Raw genomic sequence first — 26,575 nt, forward strand, 5'->3', positions numbered from 1 at the left:
CAAAAGCTAATGTGCAAGTGACTTTCCGGCGTCGTCGCCGCTGTCGACCGGAGCCGGCGCATTGACCGGCTCGACCCACTCGATCGGCTCCGGCATCCGCGTCAGCGCGTGCGCGAGCACCTCGCCGACCCGCGAGACCGGCACGATCTCCATGCCGTTCTTCACATTGTCCGGAATCTCCGCCAGATCCTTGACGTTCTCTTCCGGGATCAGGACCTTCTTGATGCCGCCGCGCAGTGCCGCGAGCAGCTTCTCCTTCAGGCCGCCGATCGGCAGGATACGGCCACGCAGCGTGATCTCGCCGGTCATCGCCACATCAGCCCGGACCGGGATACCCGTCAGCACCGACACGATGGCCGTGGCCATGGCAGCGCCGGCGGACGGGCCGTCCTTCGGGGTCGCGCCTTCCGGCAAGTGGACGTGGATGTCACGCTTGTCGAACAGCGGCGGCTCGATGCCGAAATCGATGGCGCGCGAGCGGACATAGGACGCCGCTGCCGAAATCGATTCCTTCATCACGTCGCGCAGATTGCCGGTCACCGTCATGCGGCCCTTGCCGGGCATCATGACGCCTTCGACCGTCAGCAGCTCGCCGCCGACTTCGGTCCAGGCAAGACCCGTGACCACGCCGACCTGATCGTCGGCCTCGACCTGGCCGAAGCGGAAGCGCGGCACACCGAGATAATCGGCAAGGTTGTCCGCCGTGATCTTCACCGTCTTCTTCTTCGTCCGCAGGATCTCGGTCACCGCCTTGCGGCCGAGCTTCATCAGCTCGCGCTCAAGGCTGCGCACGCCGGCTTCCCGCGTGTAGGTCTGGATGATGCCGCGGATCGCGTCCTCGCCGACCGAGAACTCGTTCGGCTGGAGCGCGTGGTCGCGGATCACCTTGGGCATCAGGTGACGCTTGGCGATTTCGATCTTCTCGTCCTCGGTGTAGCCGGCGATGCGGATGATCTCCATGCGGTCCATCAACGGCGCAGGGATGTTAAGCGTGTTCGCCGTCGTCACGAACATCACGCTCGACAGGTCGTATTCGACCTCGAGGTAATGGTCCATGAACGTCGAGTTCTGCTCCGGATCGAGCACCTCGAGCAGGGCCGATGACGGATCGCCGCGGAAGTCCTGGCCCATCTTGTCGATCTCGTCGAGCAAGAAGAGCGGGTTGGACTTCTTGGCCTTCTTCATCGACTGGATGACCTTGCCGGGCATCGAGCCGATATAGGTCCGCCTGTGACCGCGGATCTCGGCCTCGTCACGCACGCCGCCAAGCGCCATCCGGATGAACTCGCGGCCGGTCGCCTTGGCGATCGACTTGCCGAGCGAGGTCTTGCCGACGCCGGGCGGTCCGACGAGGCACAGGATCGGCCCCTTCAGCTTCTTCTGGCGGCTCTGCACGGCGAGATATTCGACGATACGCTCCTTGACCTTGTCGAGGCCGAAATGATCGGTGTCGAGCACGTTCTGGGCGAACGCAAGGTCCTGCTTGACCTTGGAGTTCTTGCCCCACGGGATCGACAGCAGCCAGTCGAGATAGTTGCGCACGACCGTCGATTCAGCCGACATCGGCGACATCGAACGCAGCTTCTTCAGTTCGGCTTCCGCCTTCTCGCGGGCCTCCTTGGAAAGCTTGGTCTTCTTGATGCGCGCCTCGATTTCGGCTGCCTCGTCGCGGCCGTCCTCGCCTTCGCCGAGCTCCTTCTGGATCGCCTTCATCTGCTCGTTGAGGTAGTACTCGCGCTGCGTCTTCTCCATCTGGCGCTTGACGCGCGAACGGATGCGCTTTTCCACCTGGAGCACGGAGATTTCGGCTTCCATGAAGCCCATCGCCTTCTCCAGACGCTCCTTGACGGAAAGCGTGGCGAGCATTTCCTGCTTCTCGGGAATCTTGATGGCGAGATGCGAGGCAACCGTATCGGCGAGCTTGGAATAGTCGTCGATCTGGCTGGCGGCACCCACCACTTCGGGCGAGATCTTCTTGTTCAGCTTGACGTAATTCTCGAAGTCGGTGACGACCGAGCGGGCAAGCGCCTCGATTTCGACCTCTTCCTCTTCCGGTTCGGTCAACGCGGTGGCGCGGGCCTCATGGAAATCGGCGCGGTCGGTAAACGAGACGATCTTGGCGCGCGAGGCGCCCTCGACCAGAACCTTCACGGTGCCGTCGGGCAGCTTCAAAAGCTGCAGCACATTGGCGAGCGTGCCGATGTCGAAAATCGCATCGGGCTCAGGATCGTCGTCGGCTGCGTTCATCTGGGTGGCAAGCAGGATCTGCTTTTCCTGACCCATCACCTCTTCCAGCGCCTTGATCGACTTTTCACGGCCCACGAAGAGCGGAACGATCATATGCGGGAACACGACGATATCGCGCAGTGGGAGGACTGCGAAAACGCCGTCGCCGGAAGCCTTGGATATCTTGGCCATTGTCCAACCTTTCATGTCGCGGCTGCTTATTTAGCCAACCGCGAATCTCATATTAACGACCGAGTGTCGTTCCGCCTACCACCGTTTGTGACGGGAGTTTTACAGCACAGAATTCGGCGCCTCGGCCTTCCAGTGTTAGGTGGATGCAGCCGGGGCAAAGATCAAGAGCTAACACGGTTGCTCGGTCCCTTCCATTGCATAGCGCCACGCCTCTCACAGCAAAACGGCGCCACGCGGGCGCCGTTCCATGAAAATTGTGGGGTCAAACGCCATTCAGGCGCTGACATTGCCCTTCTTTTCCTTCTGCTCGGAATAGATGTAGAGCGGCCGGGCGCTGCCGGTCACCACTTCTTCCGAAATCACCACCTCGCGCACGCCTTCCAGCGCCGGAAGCTCGAACATGGTGTCGAGCAGGATCGCTTCCATGATCGAGCGCAGGCCGCGCGCGCCGGTCTTGCGCTCGATGGCGCGCTTGGCGATCGCCGACAGCGCGTTCTCGTGGAAGGTCAGGTCGACATTCTCCATCTCGAACAGCCGCTGATACTGCTTGACCAGCGCGTTCTTCGGCTCGGTCAGGATCTGGATCAGCGCCGGCTCGTCGAGGTCTTCCAGCGTCGCCAGCACCGGCAGACGGCCGACGAATTCAGGGATCAGGCCGAATTTCAGCAGATCCTCAGGCTCGACCTGGCGGAACAGGTCGCCGGTGCGCCGGTCCTCGGGCGAGGCAACGGTCGCGCCGAAGCCGATCGAGGTCTTGCGGCCGCGGTCCGAGATGATCTTGTCGAGGCCCGCGAAAGCGCCGCCGCAGATGAACAGGATGTTGGCGGTGTCGACCTGCAGGAACTCCTGCTGCGGATGCTTGCGGCCGCCCTGCGGCGGCACGGAGGCGACCGTGCCTTCCATGATCTTCAGGAGCGCCTGCTGCACGCCCTCGCCCGACACGTCGCGGGTGATCGAAGGATTGTCCGACTTGCGCGAAATCTTGTCGATTTCGTCGATATAGACGATGCCGCGCTGGGCGCGCTCGACATTGTAGTCGGCGGACTGCAGCAGTTTCAGGATGATGTTCTCGACGTCCTCGCCGACGTAACCGGCCTCGGTCAGCGTCGTGGCGTCGGCCATGGTGAACGGCACGTCGATGATGCGGGCGAGCGTCTGCGCCAAGAGCGTCTTGCCGCAGCCGGTCGGGCCGATCAGCAGGATGTTCGACTTGGCCAGCTCGACATCGTTGCTTTTGCCGGCATGCGCCAGGCGCTTATAGTGGTTGTGGACCGCCACCGACAGCACGCGCTTGGCGTAAGGCTGGCCGATGACGTAGTCGTCGAGGACCTTGAGGATCTCCTGCGGGGTCGGCACGCCCTCGCGCGACTTCACCATCGAGGTCTTGTTCTCCTCGCGGATGATGTCCATGCAGAGCTCGACGCATTCGTCGCAGATGAAGACCGTCGGCCCGGCGATCAGCTTGCGGACTTCGTGCTGGCTCTTGCCGCAAAACGAGCAGTAAAGCGTGTTCTTTGAATCACCGCCGCCGTTGCTGACCTTGCTCATTTTACTGTCCTTTCACCGACGCCCTGCGACCGCCTGGCTTTGAGTGACGTCTCACCAATCTATCGCGGGAATCCGCCACCGCCAGTGTTCCGGCTCACACAGCGCATTCCGTACGAAACACAATTCAGAAAACGCGGCAATGATTCGCAGCAACCCCACGCAAAGCTAAGCCGTCGAAAATCAACATAGCCTTAACGTAGGCAATCCCAACGCCTGTGGGAACAGCCAAATGTGGCCGAAATGCCGCAAGACACGCCAAAACCGCGTTATGCTGCCATTTGCCGTCGATGGTCAGGCTGAAGCCGTAGCGGTCTCGACGGCCTCGCGGCTTGAGATTACCCTGTCGATCAGACCGAAGTCCTTGGCCTCGTCCGCGGTCATGAAGTGGTCGCGGTCGAGCGTCTTCTCGATCTCGTCATAGCTCTTGCCGGTGTGCTTGACATAGACCTCGTTCAGGCGGCGCTTCAGCTTGATGATGTCCTGCGCATGACGTTCGATGTCCGAAGCCTGACCCTGGAAGCCGCCGGACGGCTGGTGGACCATGATCCGGGCGTTCGGGGTGGCGAAGCGCATGTCCTTGTGGCCGGCGGTCAGAAGCAGCGAGCCCATCGAGGCGGCCTGGCCGATGCAGAGCGTCGACACCGCCGGCTTGATGAACTGCATCGTGTCATAGATCGCCATGCCCGAGGTGACGACGCCACCCGGCGAATTGATATAGAGGTTGATTTCCTTCTTGGGGTTTTCCGCCTCGAGGAACAAAAGCTGTGCACAAACCAGCGTCGCCATCCCGTCCTCGACCGGACCGGTGATGAAGATGATGCGTTCCTTCAAGAGGCGCGAGAAGATGTCGTAGGCACGCTCGCCACGATTGGTCTGCTCGACCACCATCGGAACGAGGTTCATGTAGGTTTCAACGGGGTTATTCATGGACTACCCTTGTTGGAGATGGATTCCGGCGCCTCGGTATATCAGCAATCGCGCGGAATCGTTCTGGATCGGTTACGATCTAAATAGGATGCCGGCTCACCCTAGCGCAAGGCCGCCTCTCCTAGCCATCTGGTTAAGTCTAGTAAAGCGTTGCGGCGTCGGCGGCTGAGGCGAATTGGACCTATGAGACGGCTCGGTCCCGGTTGTCGAACCTAAGCCATTGGCAAGGTAGCAATTCCTTAACCGCGCCGCTTAACGAAAAGCCTTGAAATCGCTGTCCGCCCCCGGAGCTTCGGTTACAGTCCTGCGTTGTGAAGGCGTCCTTTTTCAACGGGGGAATGTCATGATCCGCAAAAGCTCCGTATCGCTGGCGGCAGTCGCGATGCTTGCCACCGTCTTCGAAACCGCAGCCGGCGGCCGCGCGCTCGAATGCTATGAGCCGATCCACAGGCCGGCGCTTTACGACACTGTCTATGAGGATGTGATGGTGAGCCCCGGCGGACAGGTGGTCGGTTACGACGCGCCGATCTACGGCACCTATCAAAGCGTGGACCAGATCGCGCCGCCGCGCGTCACCTATGAGACCGTCGCGGCGGTGACACGCACGGTCTACCACACGGTCAAGGTCGACGATGGCGGCTATGCCTGGGAGTGGCGCGTCATCCATGGCCGCAAGGTGCTGTGCAAGGTGTGGCGCAAGGCCCGCTATGCGCGCGTGGCGGAAACGGTCGTGATCCAGCCCGAGCGCGTCCGGCGCGTCGTTCAGCCGGCGGAATTCGAAGCGGTTGCCCACGAAGTGCTGGTGCGTCCGCAACAAGTCCGCATCCGGGAAATCCCGCCTTCTTACGGGACGGTGGCGCGCCGGGTAGTGGTGCGGGAAGGCTCGACCAGCTGGCGGCGGGTGCACATTCCCCGGCATTGCCAGGATTAGAGCGATTCCAGGAAAAGTGCTCGCGGTCAGGTTCGGCGGCTTCGCCGCAGCCTTCCGTCCGGGGAGACCCACCTAATGCATGTCGCCCAAAAGTGCGCAGCGGTTTTGGGGGAACGACATGCATCAAAACAAAGACTTAAAGCGCGTCGCCTGAATCCGTTTCAGCGCGACGCGCTTTAACGGTTGCAGTCGGCCGGGCGGCGTTGCCGCGCACCGGCCGCAGCTGTTGTTGGCTTAGGCCAGATCGATGTCGAGAATGGCCATCGAGAAATTATAGTCGCCGTCGTCCTCGTCCTTGAAGACGATGCCGAGGAACTCGTCGCCGACATAGACCTCGGCGGAGTCTTCCTTGCGCGGACGCGCCTTGACCTGCAGCTTGGGGTTCTGGAAGACGCGTTTGAAATAAGCGTCGAGCTTTCTGATTTCGTCCGGCTTCAAAAGTCTTCTCCGAAATGTCGGCCTTATTCGTGGGAACGCGCTTCTGACACGCCAACAATGGCCATGTAAAGGCAAGCCGGCACAATTGCATAGGACAAGTCGGCCGAAAAACCGGCGGCCCGATTCAGCGGTTCCCGACGACGCGGAAAGTCAGATGTCGAAGCTGACCACGTGGTCCATGCTCTGCGACGGCAGGAGCTGGTCCATCTGCCGCGAAGGCTGGTCGCAGCCGGTTTCTCCCACGACCCGCGCGGGCACCCCGGCGACCGTCTTGTTGTGCGGCACGGGCGACAGCACGACCGAGCCGGCCGCGATCTTGGAGCAATGGCCGACCTCGATATTGCCGAGGATCTTGGCGCCGGCGCCGATCAGCACGCCGCGGCGGATCTTCGGATGGCGGTCGCCATTGGCCTTGCCGGTGCCGCCCAGCGTCACCCCGTGCAGGATCGACACATCGTCCTCGATGACGGCCGTCTGGCCGACGACCAGCCCCGTGGCATGGTCGAGGAAGATGCCCTTGCCGATGCGGGCGGCTGGATTGATGTCGGTCTGGAACACCGAGGACGAACGGCTCTGCAGGTAGAGCGCGAAGTCCCTGCGGCCCTGGTTCCACAGCCAATGCGCCAGCCGATGCGTCTGGATGGCGTGAAAACCCTTGAAATAGAGCACCGGCATGATGAAGCGGTCGCAGGCCGGATCGCGATCGTAATAGGCCTGGATGTCGACGCGAACCGTCGTGCTCCACTCCGGATCGTCGTCCAGCATCGCCTTGAAGGTCTGGCGGATGAGATCGGAACCGATATCCTGATGCGCCAGGCGCTCGGCCAGCCGGTGGATCACCGCTTCTTCCAGGCTCTCCTGATTGAGGATGGTCGAATAGAGGAACGCCGCGAGCAGCGGATCGCGGTTCACCGCCTCCATGGCCTCGTCGCGGATCGATCGCCAGATCGGATCGACCGGCTGCACCATGCTGGGGCGGGCAATCGTAACGCTGTTCATCGACGCTCTCCGGCCTTGCTCATTCTCCGGCGGCACATATAGGCCAGATCATATCACGGTTGAACTCAATTTTCCTTAGTGCTTTGTCAAATGGACGTGGTTCACGCAAATTCAAGCGACGATGGAAAACGAACCCTTGATCGACGACGCACTGAAAAGCGAGCTTGCGGCGCTCTACCAGGCCGCGGATCGCCACTATCACAGCTTGGCGCATATCGAAGCGATGCTGGCGCTGGCAAGCGAATACCGGCGCCTTCTCGATGATCCGCAAGCCGTCGAAGCGGCGATCTGGTTCCACGACGCCATCTATGACAGCCGCGCCAAGGACAATGAGGCAAAAAGCGCCGAACTGGCCGAGAAAAGCCTCGCCGGGCGCGTCGATCCTCATCGCCTCGCCCGCATCGCGGCCCTGATCAACGCCACCGCCACCCACCAGTTGCCGCCTTTCCGCGACGAGGACGCGCTCAACGATGCGGCCCTTTTGCTCGACATGGATCTGGCGATCCTCGGCGCCGAACCTGCGGCCTTCGATGCCTATGAGAAGGCGGTCCGGCTGGAATATGGCTGGGTGGAGGAGCCGATGTGGCGCGCCGGCCGCTCGGCCGTCCTGCAGAATTTCCTTGCCCGCCAGCATATTTTCTACACGACAGAGTTCCGCGACAGGTTCGAGGCGCGGGCGAGGGAAAACCTGAACCGCTCGCTGCAAGCACTGCAAGGCCAGCCCTTATAGGCCCACACTCCCGCACGGCTTTGCCCCTATGCCCAAATCCGGGGCCCTGCGATCACTATCGAACCTGAACCGCTCTGGGATTGGCCGCCAGCATGCAGAACAGCTTCCACCAACCCGTCGACGCCGCGCAGGTCCCGCGATTTGCCGGGCTTTCCACCTTCATGCGGCTGCCGGCCGTGGCGAGCGCGAAAGGGCTGGACATCGCCCTTGTCGGCATTCCCTGGGATGGCGGCACGACCAACCGGGCCGGCGCCCGTCACGGTCCGCGCGAAATCAGGAACCAGTCGAGCCTGATGCGCCGCGTCCACCACGTCTCGGGGACCGAGCCGTTCAGCATCGCCAATGTCGCCGATGTCGGCGATGTGTCGGTCAATCCCATCAACCTGCTCGACGGGTTGAAGCGCATCGAGGACGGCATCGCCGCGATCGTGGCGGACGGCGCCCTGCCGCTCGCCGCCGGCGGCGACCATCTGACGACGCTGCCGGTGCTGCGCGCCGTGGCCCGCAGGGCGCCAGTCGGCATGGTCCACTTCGACGCGCATTCCGACACCAACGACCGCTACTTCGGCGACAATCCCTACACGCACGGAACGCCTTTCCGCCGCGCGATCGAGGAAGGGCTTCTCGATCCGAAGCGGGTGGTCCAGATCGGGATCAGAGGCTCGATCTACGAGCCGGGCGAACACGACTGGGCGACCGCCCAAGGCATACGCATCATCTATATGGAAGAGTTCGTCAGACGCGGCGCCGCTTCCGTCATGCAGGAAGCGCGCGATCTTGTCGGCGACAGCCCGACCTATGTGACGTTCGACATCGATTGCATCGATCCGTCCATGGCCCCCGGCACCGGCACGCCGGAGCTCGGCGGCTTCACGACGCGCGAGGCGCAGGAGATGGTTCGATTGCTGGACGGATTGAATTTCGCCGGCGCCGATGTCGTCGAGGTCGCGCCTCCGTTCGATGTTGCCGGCATGACGGCGCTGGCAGGCGCGACGATGATGTTCGAGCTGCTGTGCGTCATGGCGAGGTCCCTCGCCGACAGGAGAGCGCGCGGCTAATGCATGTCGCCCAGAAGTGCGCAGCGGTTCTGGGACAACGACATGCATCAAAACAAAGGCTTAAAGCGTCGCCTGAATCCGTTCCAGCGCGACGCGCTTTAGGGTAAAATTCGCCTAATCCGGAAAGGTCTCGATCCTCTGGGCGTAAGTCTTAAATCCCGCACGCCCGTAAACCGTCTGGGCCGCCGCATGATCATAGGTATCGGTGTGAAGCCAAAGCCTCTGCGGCCGATGCGACCATGCCTCGCGCAAGGCCCGGTCGAGCAGGAACGGTCCCAGCCGCTTCCCTTGAAAAGCAGGGACCAATCCGAAGTGGACGAGCTCGACAGCCGCTTCGCCGACATTGTTGAACTCGCAGAAGCCGGCGGCCTCACCGTCGACGCGCAGCACATGGATATGCGTCGAGGTGCTGGCGAGCAGCGTTTCGAGGTCCGACTCGGGCATGCGCAGGCGCTGGTCCCATTGCACTGGGCCGCCGACCGCGCGGTAGAGATTGAGATAGCTGGGAACATCGAGCCTTTCGCGCGCCACGACGGCGTCGGGCAAAACTGAAGCAAGCGGCATGGCCTGCGGCGGCGTCAGCATCTCCATATAGGTGACGAGAAGATCGACCATGGCGAGCCGAAGAGCGCCGAGCGCTCAGAGCGGGTTTTCGGCGTAGAACTCGAGCACGCGCTGCTTGAAGCTCTTGTCGCCGACGGCCAGCATGTGGTCGCGGCCCTCGATGTGAAACGCCCTGGCGTTCGGCATCAGGGCGGCAAGCTCGTCCGGCGAGCCGCCGATATCGTCCTTGGTGCCGACGGCGATCAGCGTCGGCTGGGCGATGCGCGCCATATCGTCCTCGCTGAGCAGTTCGCGCGACTTCGCGATGCAAGCCGCAAGCGCGCGACGGTCGCTGCGCGTCTGGTCGGCGAAGGCGCGGAACGAACGGCCGCGCGGATGCGTGGTTTGTGTGGGATCCTCCGCCAGCAGGGCCGCCGCGATCGGATCCCAGTCGCCGACACCGTCGACCACGCCGATGCCGAGGCCGCCGAACACCAGCGTCGCAACCTTCTGAGGATCGGAGAGCGCCAGGAAAGCCGAGACGCGCGCGCCCATCGAATAGCCCATGACATGGGCGCGCTCGATGCCGAGACGGTCGAGCAGCGCGGCGGCGTCAGAGGCCATTTTTTCCGGCGTGTAATCGGCCTCGTCATAGCTCTTGGACGACGAGCCGTGGCCGCGATGGTCGAAGGCGATCGCCCGGTAGCCGGCGTCGTTCAGCGTCTTGAACCAGCCCGGCGATACCCAGTTGACATAGTGGCTGGAGGCAAAGCCGTGGATCATCAGCACGGGATCGCCCTGCCCCGATGCCGGCTGGCGATCGAGATAAGCGAGTTCGAAACCGTCATGCGAAAAGAAATCCATCGGCGGAGCTGCTTCTCAGTTGGAACTGGAGCCGATAGACGGATGACGCAAAAGATCGCCTTCCTTGATGCCGTCCTTGGCTGCGGTGCCCGCCTTCAGCTCAAGCACGAAGCGCACCGGCTGCCCAGGCGAGATGATCGCTTCCGATTCGGGCTCGCCGCGCCTGATGGCTTTGATCCTGCCGTCCTGGCCGACGAAGATGAGGTCGAGCGCCATCGGCGTGTTCTTCATCCAGAAATCCACCTCGTCCGTTCTTTCGAAGACGAACAACATGCCGTGATCGTCGCCCATCGTCCGGCGAAACATCAGTCCCGCCTCACGTTCGGCGGAGGTGTCGGCGATCTCGATGGAGAAGGAGCGCTCGCCCGAACCGGTCGACACCACAAGCGGCGTCCGGTCGATGGGCAGCAGCATCGCATCCGCCGAACTCGGCTTCGCGGCGATAAAACAGGCGGCGAAAACGATCACGGCGCAGAGCGCGCCCGCAGTCAGCCAATTGCGATGAGCCATGGGGTACCTCGTCCAGACGCTCGTCCTAAACCATGATCCGGACAAGTGGAACCGGTTTTCGGACAAGTTGGTCGTGCCACGGCAAAGGGACTTTTCGACTGCGTCGACAGCCCCTCAGTGCGAGACCGACAAGGTACCCATATCGGGGTGGATTTCGGCGGCCATAAGGCCTTTGTCGCCGCGTCCGAAGCGGACCAGCACGACCTGCCCGGGCCGAAGCTCGGTTATGCCGTAGCGCCGCAGCGTCTCCATGTGGACGAAGATGTCTTCCGTTCCCTCGCCCCGCGTCAGGAAGCCGAAACCCTTGGTGCGGTTGAACCACTTGACCAGGGCCCGCTCGAGGCCGCTCTCCGGGTTGACGGTAACGTGGGTGCGCTGTTCCTGCTCTGCCGGATGGACAGCCGTCGAGGCGTCCATGGAAAGAACACGGAAAGCCTGCAAGCCGCGGTCGCCCTGTTTGACCAGGCAGACGACCCGCGCGCCTTCGAGCGCCGTCTGGAAGCCGTCCCTTCGAAGACACGTCACATGGAGGAGGATATCGCCCGAGACGCCGTCGTCCGGAAGAATGAAGCCGTAGCCCTTGGCCACGTCGAACCATTTGATAGCGCCGGCGATTTCGACAAACTCGGCGGGATCGCCGCCATTGTCTCGCTGCAAGGCGTCGTCAAGGCTTCCGTCCCGCCTCGTGAAAGAGGCTTTTTCCCCCATAAGAATGCCCCCTTTTTGCAACTGAACCGCAACTGATTCTTGCCAAGAGATTAACACTGCGACTTCCAGGGTGTGCAAGGGCTGACGTGCCTTTTTTCACCGTTCAGCACCGGAAAGGCTGAAATGTCGTTTGCCGGCGCTTGCGCAAGACAAAGCAGGTAGGCCCGAAATCGGCTCCGCGCCGCTATTGTCGGACGATTGCCCTTTCACCGGGTGGCCCCTATGGTGCCCCGCAACCCCAACAGTTTGAGGAAGCCGCCATGCGCTATCTGCACACAATGGTCCGCGTTGCCGATATCGACCAGTCGCTCGATTTCTACTGCAACAAGCTCGGCCTGAAGGAGGTGCGCCGCTACGAAAACGAGCAGGGCCGCTACACGCTGGTCTTCCTCGCCGCATCCGAAGATGAGCAGAGCGGCATCGACGAAAAGGCCCCGCTGGTCGAGCTGACCTACAATTGGGACCCTGAAGACTATAAGGGCGGCCGCAATTTCGGCCACCTCGCCTACGAGGTCGACGACATCTACGCCACCTGCCAGAAGCTGATGGACAATGGCGTGACCATCAATCGTCCGCCGCGCGACGGCAACATGGCCTTCATCCGCTCGCCGGACGGCATCTCGATCGAGCTGCTGCAGAAGGGTCCCGCCAAGGCGAAGGCCGAACCGTGGGCCTCGATGGCGAACACCGGCGTCTGGTAAAGCCGGCGGTCAACCGCTCTGGCGTTTCGCCAGGCCGTGCCTATCTATCGGGAATTGGCGCCAGCCTCGTTCAGGCTGGCGTTTCTTCATCCGCCAGGAGAATTTCATGCCGACCAGCCGCGCCGATGTCGCCACCGAACATGCCAGCCGCTATCTGCAGCAGCTCTGCAAGCACTGGTCGCATAAATTCCCAGTCGAGTTCGACCCGCAGCACGGCGCCATCCAGCTCTCGATCGGCCGCACCGTGATGGACGCCGACGACCAGGCGCTGCACATCGCTTTGGCCGCCGACGACGAAGCTTCGCTGGAGCGGCTGGAGAGCGTGGTCGCCGACCACATCAAGCGCTTCGCCTTCCGCGAGGAATTGAGCTTCGACTGGCAAAAGGCGGCGTGAGCCGGGGGCAATTTCGGGAAGAGTGCCTCGAACAATCAGCCGCCGGCCTTGCCGGCCATTTCCAGCAACGCCAGCACGCTGCGCCAATTGCGCGCCGTTCCCGGTACTTTCAGCGTGCGCGGGATGAGGTTGGCGAAGACCGATTTGCCGAGCCCATCCGGCGCATTGAGGTAAAGCACGTCGCCCTTGATCTCGAAGCGCTCGGGGCCGGTGCATTTGTCGGCGAGCCGCTGCGCCTCCTCGGCGGTCGGCTCGCGCTCCAGCGAGTAGGCATGCAGCTTGGTTGGTTCGCCGGCGACCTCGGGATAGGGGTTGTCCTTCACCAGCCGCTCGAACCAGCCGGCATCGCGCACCATGATGCGAGAGTTGAAGCCCACTTCTTCTCGAAGGCCGCCTCGACTTCCTTGGCGAGTGCCGCCGAATCCCCCCTTTTCGCCCGGAACACGACATTCCCGCTCTGCACATAGGTCGCGACGTCGGCAAAGCCGAGGCCTTCGAAGAAGGCTTTGAGCTCCGCCATTTTGACGATGCGGTTGCCGCCGACATTGATGCCGGAAAACAGCGCGACGAAGACCGTGCCTTGTTTTGCGCTCATATGATGAACCCCGCCAGCGTCTCGTTGTCGGTGATGTCCTGATACTGCACGCCCTCGGCGTCGAAGTTCGCCTTCAGCAGGTCGAAATTGCGCCAGTCCTTGGTTTCGATGCCGATAAGCACCGAACCGAAATTGCGCGCCGACTTTTTCAGATACTCGAAGCGGGCGATGTCATCGTCGGGACCGAGCATTTCGAGGAAATCGCGCAGCGCCCCCGGCCGCTGCGGGAAGCGGATGATGAAATACTTCTTCAGCCCCTCGAAGCGCAGCGCCCTCTCCTTCACGTCCGGCAGCCGCTCGAAGTCGAAATTGCCGCCGGACACGACCGCGACGATCGTCTTGCCCCTGATCTCCTTGCGCGAAAAATCCTTGAGCGCGTCGATCGCCAGCGCGCCGGCCGGCTCCAGCACCACGCCCTCGACATTCAGCATCTCGATCATGGTGGCGCAGAGCCGGTTCTCCGGCACCAGCCGGACGGCATCGGCGGTGAAGTCCTTGAGATGGCGCAGCGGCTCGCGGCCGATCTCGGCCACCGCGGCGCCATCGACGAAATTGTCGACCTTGGCGAGCCTGACCCGCTTGCCGCCGGCAAGGCTCTCGGCGAGGCTCGGCGCGCCCGCCGGCTCGCAGAACACGAAGCGCGGGTCGCGATGCTGGTCGGCGAAATAGTGCGTCACACCGGCAGCGAGGCCACCGCCGCCAACCGGCAGCATGACGATGTCGGGTGTCCGCCCGCCCGGCATCTGCGCCGCGACCTCATAGGCGACCGTCGCCTGGCCCTCGATGATGTCCTTGTGGTCGAAGGGCGGCACCATATGCGCGCCGGCCGCCTCGGTGAATTCGAAGGCGGCGCGGTAGCAATCGTCGAAGAAGTCGCCGACCAGCCTGATCTCGACGAATTCGCCGCCGAACAGCCGCGTCTTGTCGATCTTCTGCTGCGGCGTCGTCACCGGCATGAACACGACGCCCTTCTTGCCGAAATGGCGGCAGACGAAGGCAAAGCCCTGGGCGTGATTGCCTGCCGAGGCGCAGACGAACAGCTCGGCATTGTTGCCGGCGGCGAGCGCCTTGCGGAAGAAATTGAAGGCGCCCCTGATCTTGTAGGAGCGCACCGGCGTCAGGTCCTCCCGCTTCAAAAGGATGCGGGCGCCTGTCTTCTTCGACAGATAGTCGTTCTCCTGCAGCGGCGTTTCCGGAAAGATTCCGCGGATCGCCTCGGCAGCCACGGCAACGCGGGCGGAAAAGCTGTTCACCACAAGTCCCTCATTTGATCGCTGCCGCATGCGCCAGGATAGCCATGGCCCACGCCGGCAACCTTCCTGCCGCCCTTTTGGCTTTCGCGCAACAGTGCGGTGGCCGTCGCCCGGCGTTGAGCCAATTTCGGCTGGACACGACTTACTTTAGCCGCACTTCGGCTGTCCGGGAGATTTCCGCGGAGGTGGATGGCCGATTATGGCCAGGTGGAATTGCCAGTGAAAGTGTCGACGTGCGGTTGAAGACAATTCTGATCATTGCCCTTGCCCTGCTAATTGCGGGCTGCGCGGGCCACCAGACGCAGGAAATCCTGGGCAGCGTTGTCGTGCCGACGACGGCGACCGAGATCGCCGGCAACCACTCGATCTTCATCACCACCACGCGCAAGCGCTCCGACGACCCGAACAAGGTCTTCGACGGCGAGCGCTCGGCGACGCTCAACTATGCGCGCGTCAACGTCACCGTTCCCCCCATTCATCAGACCGGTCAGATCGAGCGCCGCTCGCGCGGCAAATCGAACGACCCGACGAAATATTTCATGGCCTCCGAAGTCGTCGGCTACGACACGCAGCCGAAATTCGCAAGCGCTCTCAATGCCGACATCGACGCCCGCGGCGGCCGCGTCATGGTCTTCGTCCACGGCTACAACACCGGCTTCGACGATGCCGTCTACCGGCTGACCCAGATCGTCCACGATTCCGGCTATCCGGGCACGCCGGTGCTGTTCTCCTGGGCTTCCGGCGCCAAGACCACCGACTATGTCTATGACAAGGAAAGTGCCGCCGCCGCTCGCGACCAGTTGGAAGTGACGCTGCGGATGCTGGCGCAGACCGGCGCCCGGCGCATCGACATCGTCGCCCATTCGATGGGAACCTGGGTGACGATGGAAACGCTGCGCCAGCTCGCCATCACCGGCGACCGCGACCTCAGCGGCAAGCTCGGCGACGTGGTGCTCGCCTCGCCCGACATCGATGTCGACGTCTTCAAGAGCCAGATGCGCCGCTACGGCAAGCCGGACAAGCCCTTCATCCTGCTTCTGTCGGATGACGACCGGGCGCTCAGGCTTTCCGGCCTGATCGCCGGCTCGCGGCCGCGCGTCGGCGATTATCGGGATGCCGCCGACCTCGCCTCCTATGGCGTCACGGTGGTCGACCTCTCCAAGGTCAAGGGCGCGGACAGTTTCAACCACACCAAATTCGCCGACAATCCGATGATGGTGCAGATGATCGGACAGCGGCTGCGCGAGGACGACGGCTTTGCCAGCGATCGCGACGTGACCGATCGCATCCGACAACTCGCCGCGCAGTAACCCTATCGGTGCGGGTTTCCGCATCGCATGGACTTTGAACTGGACCCGGCAGCCCTCTGGCTTTATCGAAGTAATAGAGAGGTTTGCCGCCCTTGGGGGATCCCGGGTGACTGTGCATGCGAAGATCGTTGTCGGCCTTGCCTTAGCGCTCACCCTCGCCGGCTGCGCCGGTCCCACGCACGATCTGCTCAACCGCAAGGCGGTCGCGGCGCCTGCCTCCGACATTGCCGCCACGCACGAGATCTTCGTCGCCACCACCCGCCAGCAGGCGACCAAGGATCCCCGCCAGGTGTTCGACGGCGACCGTTCGCTGACCACCAGCTACGCCCGCGTCGACGTCACGGTGCCCAAGATCCATCAGGTCGGCGCAATCGAGCGCGCCAAAGGGTCGGCCGATAGCAACCCGGCCAAGCAGTTCACCGCCACCGACGTCGTCCACTATGGCGACGCGCAGCAATTCGCCAAGGCGGTCGGCGCCGACATTTCCATGCGCGGCGACCGCGCTTTGGTGTTCGTGCATGGCTTCAACAACGGCTTTGACGACGGCATCTATCGGCTGACCCAGATCGCGCATGACACCAAATATCCTGGAACGCCGGTGCTGTTCTCATGGGCATCGAGCGCCAAGACGACCGGCTATATCTACGACAAGGACAGCTCGACCGCCGCGCGCGACGACCTCGAGGCGACGCTCAGGATGCTTGCCAAGACGAAGGTCAAGAGCATCGACATCATCGCCCATTCGATGGGCACCTGGCTGACGATGGAGGCGCTGCGCCAGCTCGCCATCACCGGCGACCGCGATCTCGGCGGCAAGCTCGGCTACGTCATCCTTGCCTCGCCCGACATCGACGTCGATGTCTTCAAGAAGCAGATGATCCGCTACGGCAAGCCCGACAAGCCCTTCGCCATCCTGCTGTCGGGCGACGACCGGGCGCTGAAGCTGTCGAGTTTCATTTCCGGCGACAAGCCGCGTGTCGGCGACTATGGCGACGCGGCCGATCTCGCCAATTATGGCGTGACGGTCGTCGACCTGACCAAGGCCAAGGGCGGCGACGGCGGCCTGAACCACGCCAAGTTCGCCGACAACCCGATCCTGGTGCAATTGCTGGGCAACCGGCTGCGCACGCCGGCCGGCCTTGCTTCGGACGAGCCCGACCCGACACAGCTCAACAATATCGGCCAAGGTCTCGGCAAGGCGGTCGGTTCGGTCGCCGAGGTCGTCATCACCACGCCGTTCAGGGTGCTGACCATCGCGACCGGCGGATAGCCGACGAGCGCCTCAGATAAACAGATCGACCTTCTGGAACGTCGTCACGTCGACCAGGCCGACGTCGGAAATCCTGAGTTCCGGAATGACCACCAGCGCCAGCAGCGAGTGCTGCATATAGGCGTTGTTGAGCGAGCAGCCGACCTTGCGCATGGCCTCGGTCAGTTGCTCGGCCTTCGCCGCGACGATCTCGGCGCGTTCGTCGGACATCAGGCCGGCGATCGGCATCTCGACCAGCGCCAGTTCCTTGCCCTTGGAGTAAAGCACCACGCCGCCGCCGACCTCGCTCAGCCGGTTGACGGCCAAGGCCATGTCCTCCTTGTTGGTGCCGACGACGATGATGTGGTGCGCGTCATGCGCCACGCTGGACGCCATCGCGCAGTCCTCCACATAGCCGAAGCCGGAGACGAAGGCGTTGGTGACGCCGCCCGTGCCGCGATGCCGCTCGACCAGGGCGATCTGGCAGATGTCGTTGCGGCGGTCCATGGCGACCAGCCCGTCCTCGACCGGCAGGTCAGCCTCCAGGGCCCGCGTCGGCGCCTGGTTCTCGATCACGCCGATCACCCGCGCCCGCACCTCGTTGGCGCCTTGCGGCGCGGAAATGTCGAAATCCTTCGCCGCAAGCTTCTTGCCGAGCTTGACCGTGTTCTTCGCGGATCGCGGATAGTCATAGGCGGGGATGTCGATCTCCAGCTTGCCGGCCTTCGCCAGCCGCACGCCGCGGCCATAGACCTCGTCTATGGTCATCCGGGCAAGGTCCGAGACGATCAGGAGATCGGCCAGTCGTCCAGGCGCGATGGAGCCAATCTCGCGCTCCAGCCTGAAATGCAGCGCGGTGTTGAGCGTCGCCATCTGGATCGCCGTCACCGGCTTCAGCCCCTGGCTGATAGCGTGCCGCACCACCCGGTCCATGTGGCCTTCATGCACCAGCGTGCCGGAATGGCTGTCATCGGTGCACAGGATGAAGTTGCGCGGGTCGATGCCGCCTTCCGTCACCGCCTTGATCTGCGCCGCGACGTCGTACCAGGCTGACCCCAGCCGGAGCATCGCCTTCATGCCCTGGCGCACGCGCGCGATCGCGTCATCGGCGCGCGTGCCCTCATGGTCGTCTTCCGCCCCGCCCGCGACATAGCCGTGGAAAGGCAGGCCGAGATCGGGCGATGCATAATGCCCGCCGACCGTCTTGCCGGCCTTGACCGTCTCGGCGATCTCGCCCGACATCACCGGATTGTTGGCGGCGACGCCGGGGAAATTCATCACCTCGCCGAGGCCGATGATGTTTTCCCAGGTCATGGCCTCGGCGACGTCGGCGACCGTCAATTCGGCGCCGGCATGTTCCAGCCCCGGCGCCGAAGGCACGCAGGACGGCATCTGCACATGCACGTTGATCGGCATCGCGACCGCCTCGTCATGCATCAGGCGCACGCCCGGCAGTCCAAGCACATTGGCGATCTCGTGGGGATCGATGAACATCGAGGTGGTGCCATGCGGGATGACCGCACGGCAGAATTCCGTCACTGTCACCATGCCGCTCTCGACATGCATGTGGGCGTCGCACAGGCCGGGCACCAGATAGCGCCCGCCGGCATCGACCACCTTGGTCCCCTGCCCGATGGCATGGCCGGCGTTCGGCCCGCAATAGGCGAAGCGGCCGGCGGCGATCGCGATATCGGTGCCGGGGATGATCTCGCCCGAATGCACATTCACCCAGCGACCGTTGCGGATGACCAGATCCGCGGGCTTTCGTCCCATCGCGACATCGACCAGATGTGTCGCAACCTCCGTCCACGGCTTTGGCTTTGCGGCGCTTGTCGGCTTGGCGTTCGTCATTGGCTTGAGTCCTCTGTATGGGCCAGTTTGGCAAATGTCGGCGCCCGGAGCCAGAGCGTCAGGTCGTAAACCACTGTTGCAGAGATGCAATTCCGTTTCGCGGCGAATGGGGCTAGTTTGCGCCGAGGAGTCTTTCGAAACCGCCATTTCGGAGCGCCCGATGCGTCGACTGACGCTCGCCAGTGCCGGTTTTCTTGCCCTGCTGTCCGCGTCTGCCGGGGCGGCGGATTTGGCTGGCGATCTGCCGATGACCGCGCCCGGTTTCGACTGGACCGGCTATTATGCCGGCATGCAGGCCGGCTATGGTTGGGGCCGATCGGAGATCACCGGCGACGATGGCGGCCCGTTTTCGTTAAAGCCCGACATCGATGGCGGTTTCGTCGGCGGCCATGTCGCGGGGCTCTGGCAGTTCGACCAGGCCGTGATCGGCGCCGAGGCCGATCTCAACTACGCCTCGATCGACGGCACCGCCGGGCCGGCAAACGCGTTCGGCACCGACATCAAGTGGTTCGGATCGATCAATGCCAAGGCCGGCTATGCCATGGATCGCGTGCTGATCTATGGCATCGGCGGCGTCGCTTTCGCCGGCATCGAGACCTCGCAGGCGGCAGGCACGGCCTTTGCCCGAACCCGCACCAGCACCGGCTGGACGCTCGGCGCCGGCGTCGACTACGCCTTGACCAGCAATGTCGTGGTCGGCGCGCAATACCGCTACTACGACTTCGGCAAGGAGCATTTCGACGCTTCGGACACCTTCACCGAGGACGTGAAGCTGCAGACGCTGGGCGTGAATTTCAGCTACAAGTTCTGAAAAGCGAGCTGAACCCACAGGCATCGGCAGTGGTTGCTTACGACGAATAAAGCGCCGATGCCCAGCGACAGAAGGCCTGCGCGTCCAGCCTCCCGCTGCCGCCCTCGGGTTGAACCAGATAATGGGCGCCGTTCATCGGCAGCCGGTAGCTGAATGGCGCGACAAGCTGACCCGATTCCAGGAACGGCCTGGCAAAGCTTTCCAGAAGGATCATTGCCCCACCGCCTGAAATCATCGCCAGAACAGCGAGCAGCGAGGAATCGTACCTGGCTGTCATCAGCCGGGCCGGCAGCGCTTGATTGAAATGCTCCGACAGGCGCTGCCATTCGCTTTCGAAACCGATAACCTGATGAACGCGTGTACCTGAGAAGTCGGGGGTGCCTTGTCCGCAACCCAGCTTCAAGGCGTCCGTTGGGTGGCACACCAGGATCGCGTGTTCGTGGACGAGCCGTTCTGCCACTCCATCCGCCCAGTCGCCATATCCCCAACGAATGTCCACATCGCTGTTGTCCATTTCAAAACGGTCGGCCCAGACAAACGTGGAAAGCCGTAGGTCGATCTCGGGATGCAGTTCGCGAAACTCAGCCAGCCTTGGTGCTAGCACCAGCGCGGCCCAGGAGATCGAAGCACGTACGCGCACGACACGCCTTTGCAGCCGCGCGAACAGGCCCTCGGTCGCTTGCTGCAGATCGGAAAAGGATTTTCGAACCGGCAGCGCATAGGCCTGCCCGATATCGGTCAAAGCAACGCCGCGAGGCAATCGATCGAAAAGCCGAACCCCGAGTTGCTTCTCCAGCAGCCTGATCTGCTGGCTGACGGCAGCCGCCGTCAGATTCAGCTCCTCGGCTGCGGCGCTGAAGCTGTTGTGCCGCGCCGAGGCTTCAAAAGCCCTGAGCCAGGTCACGTGAGGCGCTTTCACAGGCCAACCTGCAATGAAAATTAAGCCTATACAGAAAAAGGCATTGTTTGTGTTGTCAATAGGCTCGGGCAATCGTGGCAGCCGAATAGCCGTGGCAGTCGTTGCCTACGGAAGGAAAGGTACACGATGTCAGACAGGAAGGAATGGAACCACGTCCCGGACAAATTGCCAATTGCAGTCGCGCCGATCTGGCGTTGGCCTCTCAATCTGATCGAGATCTTTCGCTGGTATGTCGGAAGCTGGCTGCCCGTCTCGATCAATCTCGGCCTCGTTGCCCTTGCTTTCGCCGCATACTACTGGGCAAGCCCCACCTTGGCAGAAGCAGCTACCCCTGGCCGGTGGATTGCGGTGATCTGGCTGCGCAATTTGATCATCACTGTGCTGCTGGCGCATGGGCTGCATCTGTTTTTTCACCGCTATCAATTGCAGGCCACCGACAAGAAATACGACCCACGTCCCTACCCACGGAAGGGCCGAGCCTTCGACTTCGACGATCAGCTTGTCGACAACATTTTCTGGACGCTGGCTTCGGGGTTGACGGTCTGGTCCGCCTATGAGGTGCTGCTCTGGTGGGCGATGGCCAATGCCTATGCGCCGACGATCACCTGGTCCTCCAATCCGGTGTGGTTCGTCGCGATATTCCTGATGATCCCGATCTGGCAGAGCTTCTATTTCTACTGGATACATCGTCTTCTGCACACGAAACTGCTCTATCCGATGCACGCGCTACACCATCGCAACGTCGACGTTGGCCCGTGGTCCGGCCTTTCCATGCACCCGGTCGAACACGTCTTGTATTTCGGTTCCGTGCTCATCCATTTCATCGCCCCCGCGCATCCGGTGCATGTGATCTGCCATCTGATGTTCTATGGACTTTACGCCATCACGACGCACACCGGCTTCGAGGGATTGTGGGTCGGAGGGCGCAAGCGCGTTGACCTCGGCACGTTCCACCACCAGATCCACCATCGCTATTTCGAAGTGAATTACGGAACGCTCGACGTGCCGTGGGACAAATGGTTCGGGACCTTCCACGATGGGACCGCCGCAGCAAAGGAACGGATGAAGAAGCGTCTGGCCGAACGGCGCAGGGTCTAGCGGTCACACTCCCGGCAACCGTGACGGATGAATAATAGGTGGCCGGCGCCCGCAGGGGGCGGGGGAATGGGTAGGGGCCTGATAGACGCCGGCCTCGGCGGATCGATCCGCCGCGTGGCCAAACTTAGCGCTCCTTCAGCAATCCGAAATTCCGCGATCGCGCCACTTTCCAAACGCCCTGCTCGCGCCGGAGCCGGGCAAAACGCGGACCGGTCAGGACCGGTCCGAAGCCGTCTTTCCCTCCGGCATCGCGTCGAGGCACTCCTCCAGCCGCCGAAGCTTAGCCTTTTGCCAGCGCAGCGTGTGCGCGACCTCATGCAGGTTCCACTTGGCCTTCGAATTGGCCGCCTCGATCAGACCCCGTTCGAGCCGATCGATCTCGCTGCGCAGCTGCCGCGCCTCAGCCTCCCGCAACCCCCTGATCCAGCCCGCCCCACGCATGGTTCCCACCATCAAAGCCGGCCTTATGCTCGCAGACAAAGGCTAATGAGATCGGTTTGGAGTGCCTGGTATTTTAAACATCGCTAATATTAAATCTACATCGCAGGACGCATGACGGCCGCGGGCACCACATCCGCCTAACGAGTTCGGTACGGCATGTCACCGGAAGCTCGAAGAGTGGTGCGGACGACGGGAATCGAACCCGTACGATCAGAGATCGAGGGATTTTAAGTCCTTTTTTCTGCGGTGCTTCCCGCTCCACAGTCTGGAAAACCGGGACTTCGAGCTGATGGTGAAGCCCGGTTTCTCCCACATGCGTGGGAAATCCCCACGATATTTCCCACACAATCAAGTGTGCCAGCATGCTCCCTTGGTCTTTGCAAAATCTCACACCACGCGTACATGTGCGGGCACTGCGGGCGTGGTGAAATTGGTATACACACCGGACTTAAAATCCGGAGGCCTCGGCCATGCGGGTTCAAGTCCCGCCGCCCGCACCATGCTTCCCATAGGATAGAACGTATCACGGCACGGAGGCAATTAAGCATGGCTAGGCGACCAACGAAAAAACCAGCGAAAAAGATGTCGGCCGGGCCGCACAGCTTGGCGCTGCGATTGGATGTCATGGGCGTAACCGCATACATGACCAAAGCTGCAATTGAGGACCTCATCAAAGAGTTAGTCAGGATTAGCGCGTCTGATCCGGAGGAACTCCACGATGTGCATCTTGCGATGCACTTCGGCGGCTGGACGCCCTCAGGCGAATATATCGCGCCGAGTTTCGGCCATCACCATGGGCTTGGATCAATCCTGGCCAAACTGCGCAACGAGCAACTGAAGGACGGCATGACGAAGGCGGAAATCGAACGCGGCATTACGCCAGATGAGGCCTATCGGGCTTTCGATATTACCATCATGCATGTGTCCCCCGAGGTGGTTAAGCGCGTGGCCATCGAAAACGAAGCGGCCGAAGAGCAGCAGCACTGACTGAGGGCGTTCCCACAAGATTTCCCACATTTTCTCCTTTCGTGGGCATCGGTATCGGCAGTGGGAAGATCGCTTCAATGGAGGAAATATAGCGACGCGATTTCAATAAGATGGCGCGGCAAAATCAGGGGTTGAAAACCGTCGCAACTCAGGAATGTGCAGAGGTAAGGCGGGGTGCCGAGGTAAACCATTGAAAACATTGCTGTAGACGCAAGGGATATTTTAAGTCCCTTGCGTCTACCAATTCCGCCACGTCCGCAGGCGTGCCCTTTTCAGATGCCTGATATAAGCCGTCAAGCGATGTTTCGGATCGGCCGTACTTTGTGTCCCCTGCAGCTTTGGCCAGGGAGGACCATCGCCGGCTGAAATTTTCACCGCTAAGTCGCACCAACACGAGACCATTCAAGCTTTGATATGGCCCGCCGCCATCAGCACCGCCTTGTAGCATCGGGCAAACCAGCTTGGCGGGTCGCGCAGATAGGCTGACCGGGCAAGGTCCCATTTCTCGCTGACGGCCAGATCGAATGAAGGTGGATCGAAGCGGAACAGGCCGCTGCGCGGATAGATGGTGAATTCCCCGAAGACGGGCGCGCCGTTTTCTTCGTAGAGATCGATGCGCAGCAGGTCGAAATCGGCGCCCAGCACCTCGACCGCCTCGACCATGCGCGAAAAGCTCACTGGTCGAGGGATATCCAGGCTCGCATCGTCCGCGGATTCGGCGATCGCGAGGCGTTGCCAATCGCGATCGTAAAAGCCGCGCCGCAAGACCGTGGCGCGTCCCGCTATGGCCAGGACATAGACGACGCGTCCGCCCGCCACGCAGAACTTGTAATCGGTCGGCATATAGGCTTCAGCGGCGCCGATCAGCGGTTCGACAAAGACCCTGGGCTCGATATGCCAGTACGACCGCTCGCCGAGGTTCGTTCCGTGGCGTCGGCCAAGATATTTCGCCATCTGCGCGACCACGCCGGCCCGATCGACGATCTTCGGGTCGGCGACGACGGCATTCATGCCGCTGCCGTGGTTGCACTTGACGATGTAAGGGGCGGTGAGTTCATCGAACGGTATCCGGGCCGCGTCGGCGCCCTGCCAGAGCACGGGCGGAAAGGTCAGCCAGGGCACGCGCCCGGACACGAAGGCCTTCGATTTCAGCTTGTCCAGGAGAACGGCGAAACGCGGATCGTCATCGAAGATCTTTCGCCAGTGCACCTTCTCCGTGTAGTAGACAGGGGCCGACAAATTCGGCAGGCGCCCGTGCAGCCGGTAGAAATACCGGGCCATGCGATTGTGCCGAACAAGCAACCATAGGTTGAAGGCGGCTAAAACCGCCCTCGCCCCGTTGCCGGTTCGATTCTCAAGCCCCGTACCACCCATCGCCAGGAATTGCACCAGACGCACAGGGGAAAGACAACCACTTTTGTTGTCCGGCGGGGCAGCCGCGCCCTCGTTGTCTCAAACCTTGATCGGATTGAGCTTCAGGTGCTGGATCAGGATGATCGTCTTGGCATCGACGATGCGGCCGTCGGCAATGCCGGCCAGCGCCTCGTCCAGCGGCATTTCCAGAACCTCGATGTCCTCGCCCTCCTCCGGCGCGCCGCCGCCGTCGGAAATGCGGTCGGCCGGCGAATAGCGCGCGATGAAGAACCAGAGCCGTTCGGTCACGCTGCCGGGACTCATGAACGGCGCGAACAGCCGCTCGACATCCTTGAGGCGGTAGCCCAGCTCCTCTTCCGCTTCCTTGCGAATGGCGGTTTCGGGGTCGTTTTCGTCGAGCAGCCCGGCGCAGGCCTCGATCAGCGGCTCGCGGTGGCCCACGGCGTAGGCCGGGAAGCGGAATTGACGCACCAGGAGCACGGTCGAGCGCTGCGGATCGAAGGGCAGGATCACCGCGCCGTCGCCGCGATCGTAGGTCTGGCGGGTCTGCGTCTCCCATCGCCCGTCGCGGCGGCGATAGTCGAGCACCGTCTTCTTCAGCACCGCCCAGTCGTCCGAGAGCACCTCCTCGGAACGAATGCGAATGCGATCTTCCATGACGACCTCCGTATTGGCGGAAAGGGGTAGCGATGAACACGCCCCTGCGCAATCCTGGAAACCGACTGGTCCAGCGGGAGTTTCACCGGCTCGTGTCTGGCGCGACGCGCCGCGACTGCCTAGATAGCGGTATCTTTCCAGGAGCCCGTTTCATGACGTCATCGCTTTTCCACCCGATCACCCTCGGCGGCCTCACCATCCCCAATCGCATCGCGGTTGCGCCTATGTGCCAGTATTCGGCCGAGGACGGCTCGGCCAGCGACTGGCATCTCTATCACTGGATGAACCTGGCGATGTCGGGCGCAGGCATGGTTACCGTCGAGATGACCGATGTCGAGCGGCGCGGGCGCATCTCGCATGGCTGCCTCGGGCTTTATTCCGACGACAACGAGGCGGCCGCCAAGCGCACGCTCGACGCCGCCAGGCGCGTTGCCGCGCCCGGCACGAAGTTCGGCGTCCAACTGGCTCATGCCGGCCGCAAGGCCTCCAACAGGAAACCTTGGGAAGGCGGCGGCCCGCTGCAGCCCGGCGAAGATCCCTGGCAGACGGTTTCGGCCTCGGCTGTCGCCTATGACACGGGCTGGAATGTGCCGCACGCGTTGGAGGACGGCGAGATTCTGGAGCTCATCGCGCGTTTTGCGCAGTCGGCCGTGCGCGCCGTACGCGCCGGCTTCGACTTTGCCGAACTGCACGCCGCGCATGGCTATCTGATCTTCCAGTTCCTTTCGCCGCTTTCCAACCAGCGGACGGACCGCTGGGGCGGGTCGCTGGAAAACCGCATGCGCTTCGCGGTCGAGATCGCAAGGGCGGTGCGGAAGACCGCCCCGTCCATGATGCTGGGCGCGCGCCTTTCGGTGAAGGAATGGGTCGACGGCGGTTTCGACGTCGAGGACGCGATCGAGGTGGCCAAGGCGCTGAAGACCGAGGGCGTTGCCTATATCTGCTGCTCGAGCGGCGGCAATTCGCCCCTGCAGCAGGTGCCGCCCGGCCCCGGCTACCAGGTGCATCTGGCGGAAGCCGTGCGCAAGGGCGCCGGCATCCCGACGCGCGCCGTGGGGCTGATCGACGACCCGAGCCAGGCCGAGGCGATCGTCGCCGACGGTCGTGCCGACATGGTGGCGCTGGCGCGCGCATTCCTCGCCGACCCGCGCTGGGGCTGGCGCGCGGCGGCGACCTTCGGTGAGGAAATCCATCCGGCGCCGCAGCTGGCGCGTTCGGTGACGACGATGCGGCATTGGATGAAGGCCGCCGGCTAGAGCAA

At 62.6% G+C, this 26,575-nt stretch carries 26 protein-coding genes, 1 tRNA gene and 1 pseudogene; 12 read left to right on the top strand and 16 right to left on the bottom strand.

Annotation, left to right across the window (positions count from 1 at the left end):
* Positions 1-6: 6 nt before the first annotated feature.
* The 3 genes from lon to LB572_RS32030 form a co-directional block, all read right to left on the bottom strand.
* A complete protein-coding gene (gene lon, locus LB572_RS32020; RefSeq protein ID WP_224670605.1) occupies positions 7-2,418 on the bottom strand; it encodes an endopeptidase La in 2,412 nt (803 codons plus the stop codon).
* Positions 2,419-2,691: 273 nt separating this feature from the next.
* Positions 2,692-3,966: an ATP-dependent Clp protease ATP-binding subunit ClpX gene (gene clpX, locus LB572_RS32025; protein ID WP_140677331.1), complete on the bottom strand. Its 1,275-nt coding sequence runs from the start codon at positions 3,964-3,966 to the stop codon at positions 2,692-2,694.
* 291 nt (positions 3,967-4,257) lie between these two features.
* Positions 4,258-4,893: an ATP-dependent Clp protease proteolytic subunit gene (locus tag LB572_RS32030; RefSeq protein WP_140803784.1), complete on the bottom strand. Its 636-nt coding sequence runs from the start codon at positions 4,891-4,893 to the stop codon at positions 4,258-4,260.
* A 343-nt stretch (positions 4,894-5,236) separates the two neighbouring features.
* Between LB572_RS32030 and LB572_RS32035 the strand changes: the two genes are divergently transcribed.
* A complete protein-coding gene (locus LB572_RS32035; RefSeq protein WP_224670606.1) occupies positions 5,237-5,824 on the top strand; it encodes a hypothetical protein in 588 nt (195 codons plus the stop codon).
* A 234-nt stretch (positions 5,825-6,058) separates the two neighbouring features.
* On the opposite strand, the gene LB572_RS32040 is transcribed toward LB572_RS32035, so the two are convergent.
* Entirely contained in the window at positions 6,059-6,262 is a 204-nt protein-coding gene (locus LB572_RS32040; protein WP_027166457.1) for a DUF3126 family protein, read from the bottom strand.
* Between the two features lie 150 nt (positions 6,263-6,412).
* The gene (cysE, locus tag LB572_RS32045) at positions 6,413-7,261 is read right to left on the bottom strand and encodes a serine O-acetyltransferase (RefSeq protein WP_140809074.1); all 849 of its coding nucleotides are present in this window, start codon (positions 7,259-7,261) and stop codon (positions 6,413-6,415) included.
* Between the two features lie 121 nt (positions 7,262-7,382).
* Between cysE and LB572_RS32050 the strand changes: the two genes are divergently transcribed.
* Positions 7,383-7,991 carry a hypothetical protein gene (locus LB572_RS32050; RefSeq protein WP_224670607.1) on the top strand — a complete coding sequence of 203 codons (609 nt, stop codon included), beginning with the start codon at positions 7,383-7,385 and terminating at the stop codon, positions 7,989-7,991.
* Positions 7,992-8,083: 92 nt separating this feature from the next.
* Positions 8,084-9,049 carry an agmatinase gene (speB, locus tag LB572_RS32055; protein WP_140809078.1) on the top strand — a complete coding sequence of 322 codons (966 nt, stop codon included), beginning with the start codon at positions 8,084-8,086 and terminating at the stop codon, positions 9,047-9,049.
* Positions 9,050-9,163: 114 nt separating this feature from the next.
* Here the strand turns inward: speB and LB572_RS32060 are convergent, their stop codons facing one another.
* The 4 genes from LB572_RS32060 to LB572_RS32075 form a co-directional block, all read right to left on the bottom strand.
* Positions 9,164-9,664, bottom strand: a complete 501-nt coding sequence (locus tag LB572_RS32060) for a GNAT family N-acetyltransferase (RefSeq protein WP_224670608.1) — start codon at positions 9,662-9,664, stop codon at positions 9,164-9,166.
* Positions 9,665-9,688: 24 nt separating this feature from the next.
* Positions 9,689-10,456, bottom strand: a complete 768-nt coding sequence (locus tag LB572_RS32065; RefSeq protein ID WP_224670609.1) for an alpha/beta fold hydrolase — start codon at positions 10,454-10,456, stop codon at positions 9,689-9,691.
* A 15-nt stretch (positions 10,457-10,471) separates the two neighbouring features.
* The gene (locus tag LB572_RS32070) at positions 10,472-10,966 is read right to left on the bottom strand and encodes a DUF192 domain-containing protein (RefSeq protein WP_224670610.1); all 495 of its coding nucleotides are present in this window, start codon (positions 10,964-10,966) and stop codon (positions 10,472-10,474) included.
* 114 nt (positions 10,967-11,080) lie between these two features.
* Positions 11,081-11,674: a cold-shock protein gene (locus tag LB572_RS32075; protein ID WP_140809086.1), complete on the bottom strand. Its 594-nt coding sequence runs from the start codon at positions 11,672-11,674 to the stop codon at positions 11,081-11,083.
* A 260-nt stretch (positions 11,675-11,934) separates the two neighbouring features.
* Here LB572_RS32075 and gloA point away from each other — a divergent pair, with 260 nt between their 5' ends.
* Positions 11,935-12,375 (top strand): lactoylglutathione lyase, encoded by a 441-nt coding sequence (gloA, locus tag LB572_RS32080; protein ID WP_224670611.1) that lies wholly within the window; start codon positions 11,935-11,937, stop codon positions 12,373-12,375.
* 106 nt (positions 12,376-12,481) lie between these two features.
* Positions 12,482-12,769, top strand: a complete 288-nt coding sequence (locus LB572_RS32085; RefSeq protein WP_140809090.1) for a DUF2218 domain-containing protein — start codon at positions 12,482-12,484, stop codon at positions 12,767-12,769.
* Positions 12,770-12,804: 35 nt separating this feature from the next.
* On the opposite strand, the pseudogene LB572_RS32090 reads toward LB572_RS32085, so the two are convergent.
* Both LB572_RS32090 and ilvA read right to left on the bottom strand, forming a co-directional pair.
* Positions 12,805-13,364 (bottom strand): annotated as a pseudogene (locus tag LB572_RS32090) (DUF1697 domain-containing protein).
* Positions 13,361-14,617 (bottom strand): threonine ammonia-lyase IlvA, encoded by a 1,257-nt coding sequence (gene ilvA, locus LB572_RS32095; RefSeq protein WP_224670612.1) that lies wholly within the window; start codon positions 14,615-14,617, stop codon positions 13,361-13,363. The pseudogene LB572_RS32090 and the gene ilvA overlap by 4 nt, the downstream one beginning before the upstream one ends.
* 233 nt (positions 14,618-14,850) lie before the next feature.
* Here ilvA and LB572_RS32100 point away from each other — a divergent pair, with 233 nt between their 5' ends.
* The gene (locus LB572_RS32100; RefSeq protein WP_224670613.1) at positions 14,851-15,927 is read left to right on the top strand and encodes an alpha/beta hydrolase; all 1,077 of its coding nucleotides are present in this window, start codon (positions 14,851-14,853) and stop codon (positions 15,925-15,927) included.
* A 106-nt stretch (positions 15,928-16,033) separates the two neighbouring features.
* On the top strand, positions 16,034-17,197 hold the full coding sequence (locus LB572_RS32105; protein WP_224670614.1) for an alpha/beta hydrolase: 1,164 nt from the start codon (positions 16,034-16,036) through the stop codon (positions 17,195-17,197).
* 12 nt (positions 17,198-17,209) lie between these two features.
* Here the strand turns inward: LB572_RS32105 and ade are convergent, their stop codons facing one another.
* Positions 17,210-19,027 carry an adenine deaminase gene (gene ade, locus LB572_RS32110; RefSeq protein ID WP_224670615.1) on the bottom strand — a complete coding sequence of 606 codons (1,818 nt, stop codon included), beginning with the start codon at positions 19,025-19,027 and terminating at the stop codon, positions 17,210-17,212.
* Positions 19,028-19,187: 160 nt separating this feature from the next.
* On the opposite strand from ade, the gene LB572_RS32115 reads away from it, so the two are divergent.
* Positions 19,188-19,838: an outer membrane protein gene (locus LB572_RS32115; RefSeq protein ID WP_224670616.1), complete on the top strand. Its 651-nt coding sequence runs from the start codon at positions 19,188-19,190 to the stop codon at positions 19,836-19,838.
* A gap of 37 nt (positions 19,839-19,875) precedes the next feature.
* Here LB572_RS32115 and LB572_RS32120 read toward each other — a convergent pair whose 3' ends face one another.
* Positions 19,876-20,742: a LysR family transcriptional regulator gene (locus LB572_RS32120; RefSeq protein ID WP_224670617.1), complete on the bottom strand. Its 867-nt coding sequence runs from the start codon at positions 20,740-20,742 to the stop codon at positions 19,876-19,878.
* Between the two features lie 141 nt (positions 20,743-20,883).
* Here LB572_RS32120 and LB572_RS32125 point away from each other — a divergent pair, with 141 nt between their 5' ends.
* Positions 20,884-21,855: a sterol desaturase family protein gene (locus tag LB572_RS32125; protein ID WP_140809107.1), complete on the top strand. Its 972-nt coding sequence runs from the start codon at positions 20,884-20,886 to the stop codon at positions 21,853-21,855.
* A gap of 213 nt (positions 21,856-22,068) precedes the next feature.
* Here LB572_RS32125 and LB572_RS32130 read toward each other — a convergent pair whose 3' ends face one another.
* A complete protein-coding gene (locus LB572_RS32130) occupies positions 22,069-22,296 on the bottom strand; it encodes a hypothetical protein (RefSeq protein WP_140808471.1) in 228 nt (75 codons plus the stop codon).
* 415 nt (positions 22,297-22,711) lie between these two features.
* Here LB572_RS32130 and LB572_RS32135 point away from each other — a divergent pair.
* Together LB572_RS32135 and LB572_RS32140 are read left to right on the top strand one after the other, a co-directional pair.
* A tRNA-Leu gene (locus LB572_RS32135) sits at positions 22,712-22,796 on the top strand.
* A gap of 46 nt (positions 22,797-22,842) precedes the next feature.
* Positions 22,843-23,283 carry a hypothetical protein gene (locus LB572_RS32140; protein ID WP_140808473.1) on the top strand — a complete coding sequence of 147 codons (441 nt, stop codon included), beginning with the start codon at positions 22,843-22,845 and terminating at the stop codon, positions 23,281-23,283.
* 402 nt (positions 23,284-23,685) lie between these two features.
* Here LB572_RS32140 and LB572_RS32145 read toward each other — a convergent pair whose 3' ends face one another.
* Together LB572_RS32145 and LB572_RS32150 are read right to left on the bottom strand one after the other, a co-directional pair.
* Positions 23,686-24,564 carry an ATP-grasp fold amidoligase family protein gene (locus LB572_RS32145; protein WP_224670618.1) on the bottom strand — a complete coding sequence of 293 codons (879 nt, stop codon included), beginning with the start codon at positions 24,562-24,564 and terminating at the stop codon, positions 23,686-23,688.
* Positions 24,565-24,735: 171 nt separating this feature from the next.
* Positions 24,736-25,314: an NUDIX domain-containing protein gene (locus LB572_RS32150; protein ID WP_140808476.1), complete on the bottom strand. Its 579-nt coding sequence runs from the start codon at positions 25,312-25,314 to the stop codon at positions 24,736-24,738.
* Positions 25,315-25,466: 152 nt separating this feature from the next.
* On the opposite strand from LB572_RS32150, the gene LB572_RS32155 reads away from it, so the two are divergent.
* Positions 25,467-26,570, top strand: coding sequence for an NADH:flavin oxidoreductase/NADH oxidase (locus LB572_RS32155; protein ID WP_224670619.1), 1,104 nt, complete (start codon positions 25,467-25,469; stop codon positions 26,568-26,570).
* The last annotated feature ends 5 nt before the right edge of the window (positions 26,571-26,575 follow it).

This window comes from Mesorhizobium sp. BH1-1-5 (assembly GCF_020165615.1).
Classification (GTDB): domain Bacteria; phylum Pseudomonadota; class Alphaproteobacteria; order Rhizobiales; family Rhizobiaceae; genus Mesorhizobium.

Coding starts and splice junctions, on each gene's coding strand:
- LB572_RS32150 (WP_140808476.1), bottom strand. CDS start 25,314: ATGGAAGATCGCATTCGCATTCGTTCCGAGGAGGTGCTCTCGGACGAC.
- LB572_RS32065 (WP_224670609.1), bottom strand. CDS start 10,456: ATGGATTTCTTTTCGCATGACGGTTTCGAACTCGCTTATCTCGATCGC.
- LB572_RS32145 (WP_224670618.1), bottom strand. CDS start 24,564: ATGGCCCGGTATTTCTACCGGCTGCACGGGCGCCTGCCGAATTTGTCG.
- clpX (WP_140677331.1), bottom strand. CDS start 3,966: ATGAGCAAGGTCAGCAACGGCGGCGGTGATTCAAAGAACACGCTTTAC.
- gloA (WP_224670611.1), top strand. CDS start 11,935: ATGCGCTATCTGCACACAATGGTCCGCGTTGCCGATATCGACCAGTCG.
- LB572_RS32070 (WP_224670610.1), bottom strand. CDS start 10,966: ATGGCTCATCGCAATTGGCTGACTGCGGGCGCGCTCTGCGCCGTGATC.
- LB572_RS32130 (WP_140808471.1), bottom strand. CDS start 22,296: ATGCGTGGGGCGGGCTGGATCAGGGGGTTGCGGGAGGCTGAGGCGCGG.
- speB (WP_140809078.1), top strand. CDS start 8,084: ATGCAGAACAGCTTCCACCAACCCGTCGACGCCGCGCAGGTCCCGCGA.
- LB572_RS32085 (WP_140809090.1), top strand. CDS start 12,482: ATGCCGACCAGCCGCGCCGATGTCGCCACCGAACATGCCAGCCGCTAT.
- LB572_RS32115 (WP_224670616.1), top strand. CDS start 19,188: ATGCGTCGACTGACGCTCGCCAGTGCCGGTTTTCTTGCCCTGCTGTCC.
- LB572_RS32075 (WP_140809086.1), bottom strand. CDS start 11,674: ATGGGGGAAAAAGCCTCTTTCACGAGGCGGGACGGAAGCCTTGACGAC.
- LB572_RS32060 (WP_224670608.1), bottom strand. CDS start 9,664: ATGGTCGATCTTCTCGTCACCTATATGGAGATGCTGACGCCGCCGCAG.
- LB572_RS32140 (WP_140808473.1), top strand. CDS start 22,843: ATGGCTAGGCGACCAACGAAAAAACCAGCGAAAAAGATGTCGGCCGGG.
- ade (WP_224670615.1), bottom strand. CDS start 19,027: ATGACGAACGCCAAGCCGACAAGCGCCGCAAAGCCAAAGCCGTGGACG.
- lon (WP_224670605.1), bottom strand. CDS start 2,418: ATGGCCAAGATATCCAAGGCTTCCGGCGACGGCGTTTTCGCAGTCCTC.
- cysE (WP_140809074.1), bottom strand. CDS start 7,261: ATGAACAGCGTTACGATTGCCCGCCCCAGCATGGTGCAGCCGGTCGAT.
- LB572_RS32125 (WP_140809107.1), top strand. CDS start 20,884: ATGTCAGACAGGAAGGAATGGAACCACGTCCCGGACAAATTGCCAATT.
- LB572_RS32155 (WP_224670619.1), top strand. CDS start 25,467: ATGACGTCATCGCTTTTCCACCCGATCACCCTCGGCGGCCTCACCATC.
- LB572_RS32050 (WP_224670607.1), top strand. CDS start 7,383: ATGGAAAACGAACCCTTGATCGACGACGCACTGAAAAGCGAGCTTGCG.
- LB572_RS32035 (WP_224670606.1), top strand. CDS start 5,237: ATGATCCGCAAAAGCTCCGTATCGCTGGCGGCAGTCGCGATGCTTGCC.
- LB572_RS32030 (WP_140803784.1), bottom strand. CDS start 4,893: ATGAATAACCCCGTTGAAACCTACATGAACCTCGTTCCGATGGTGGTC.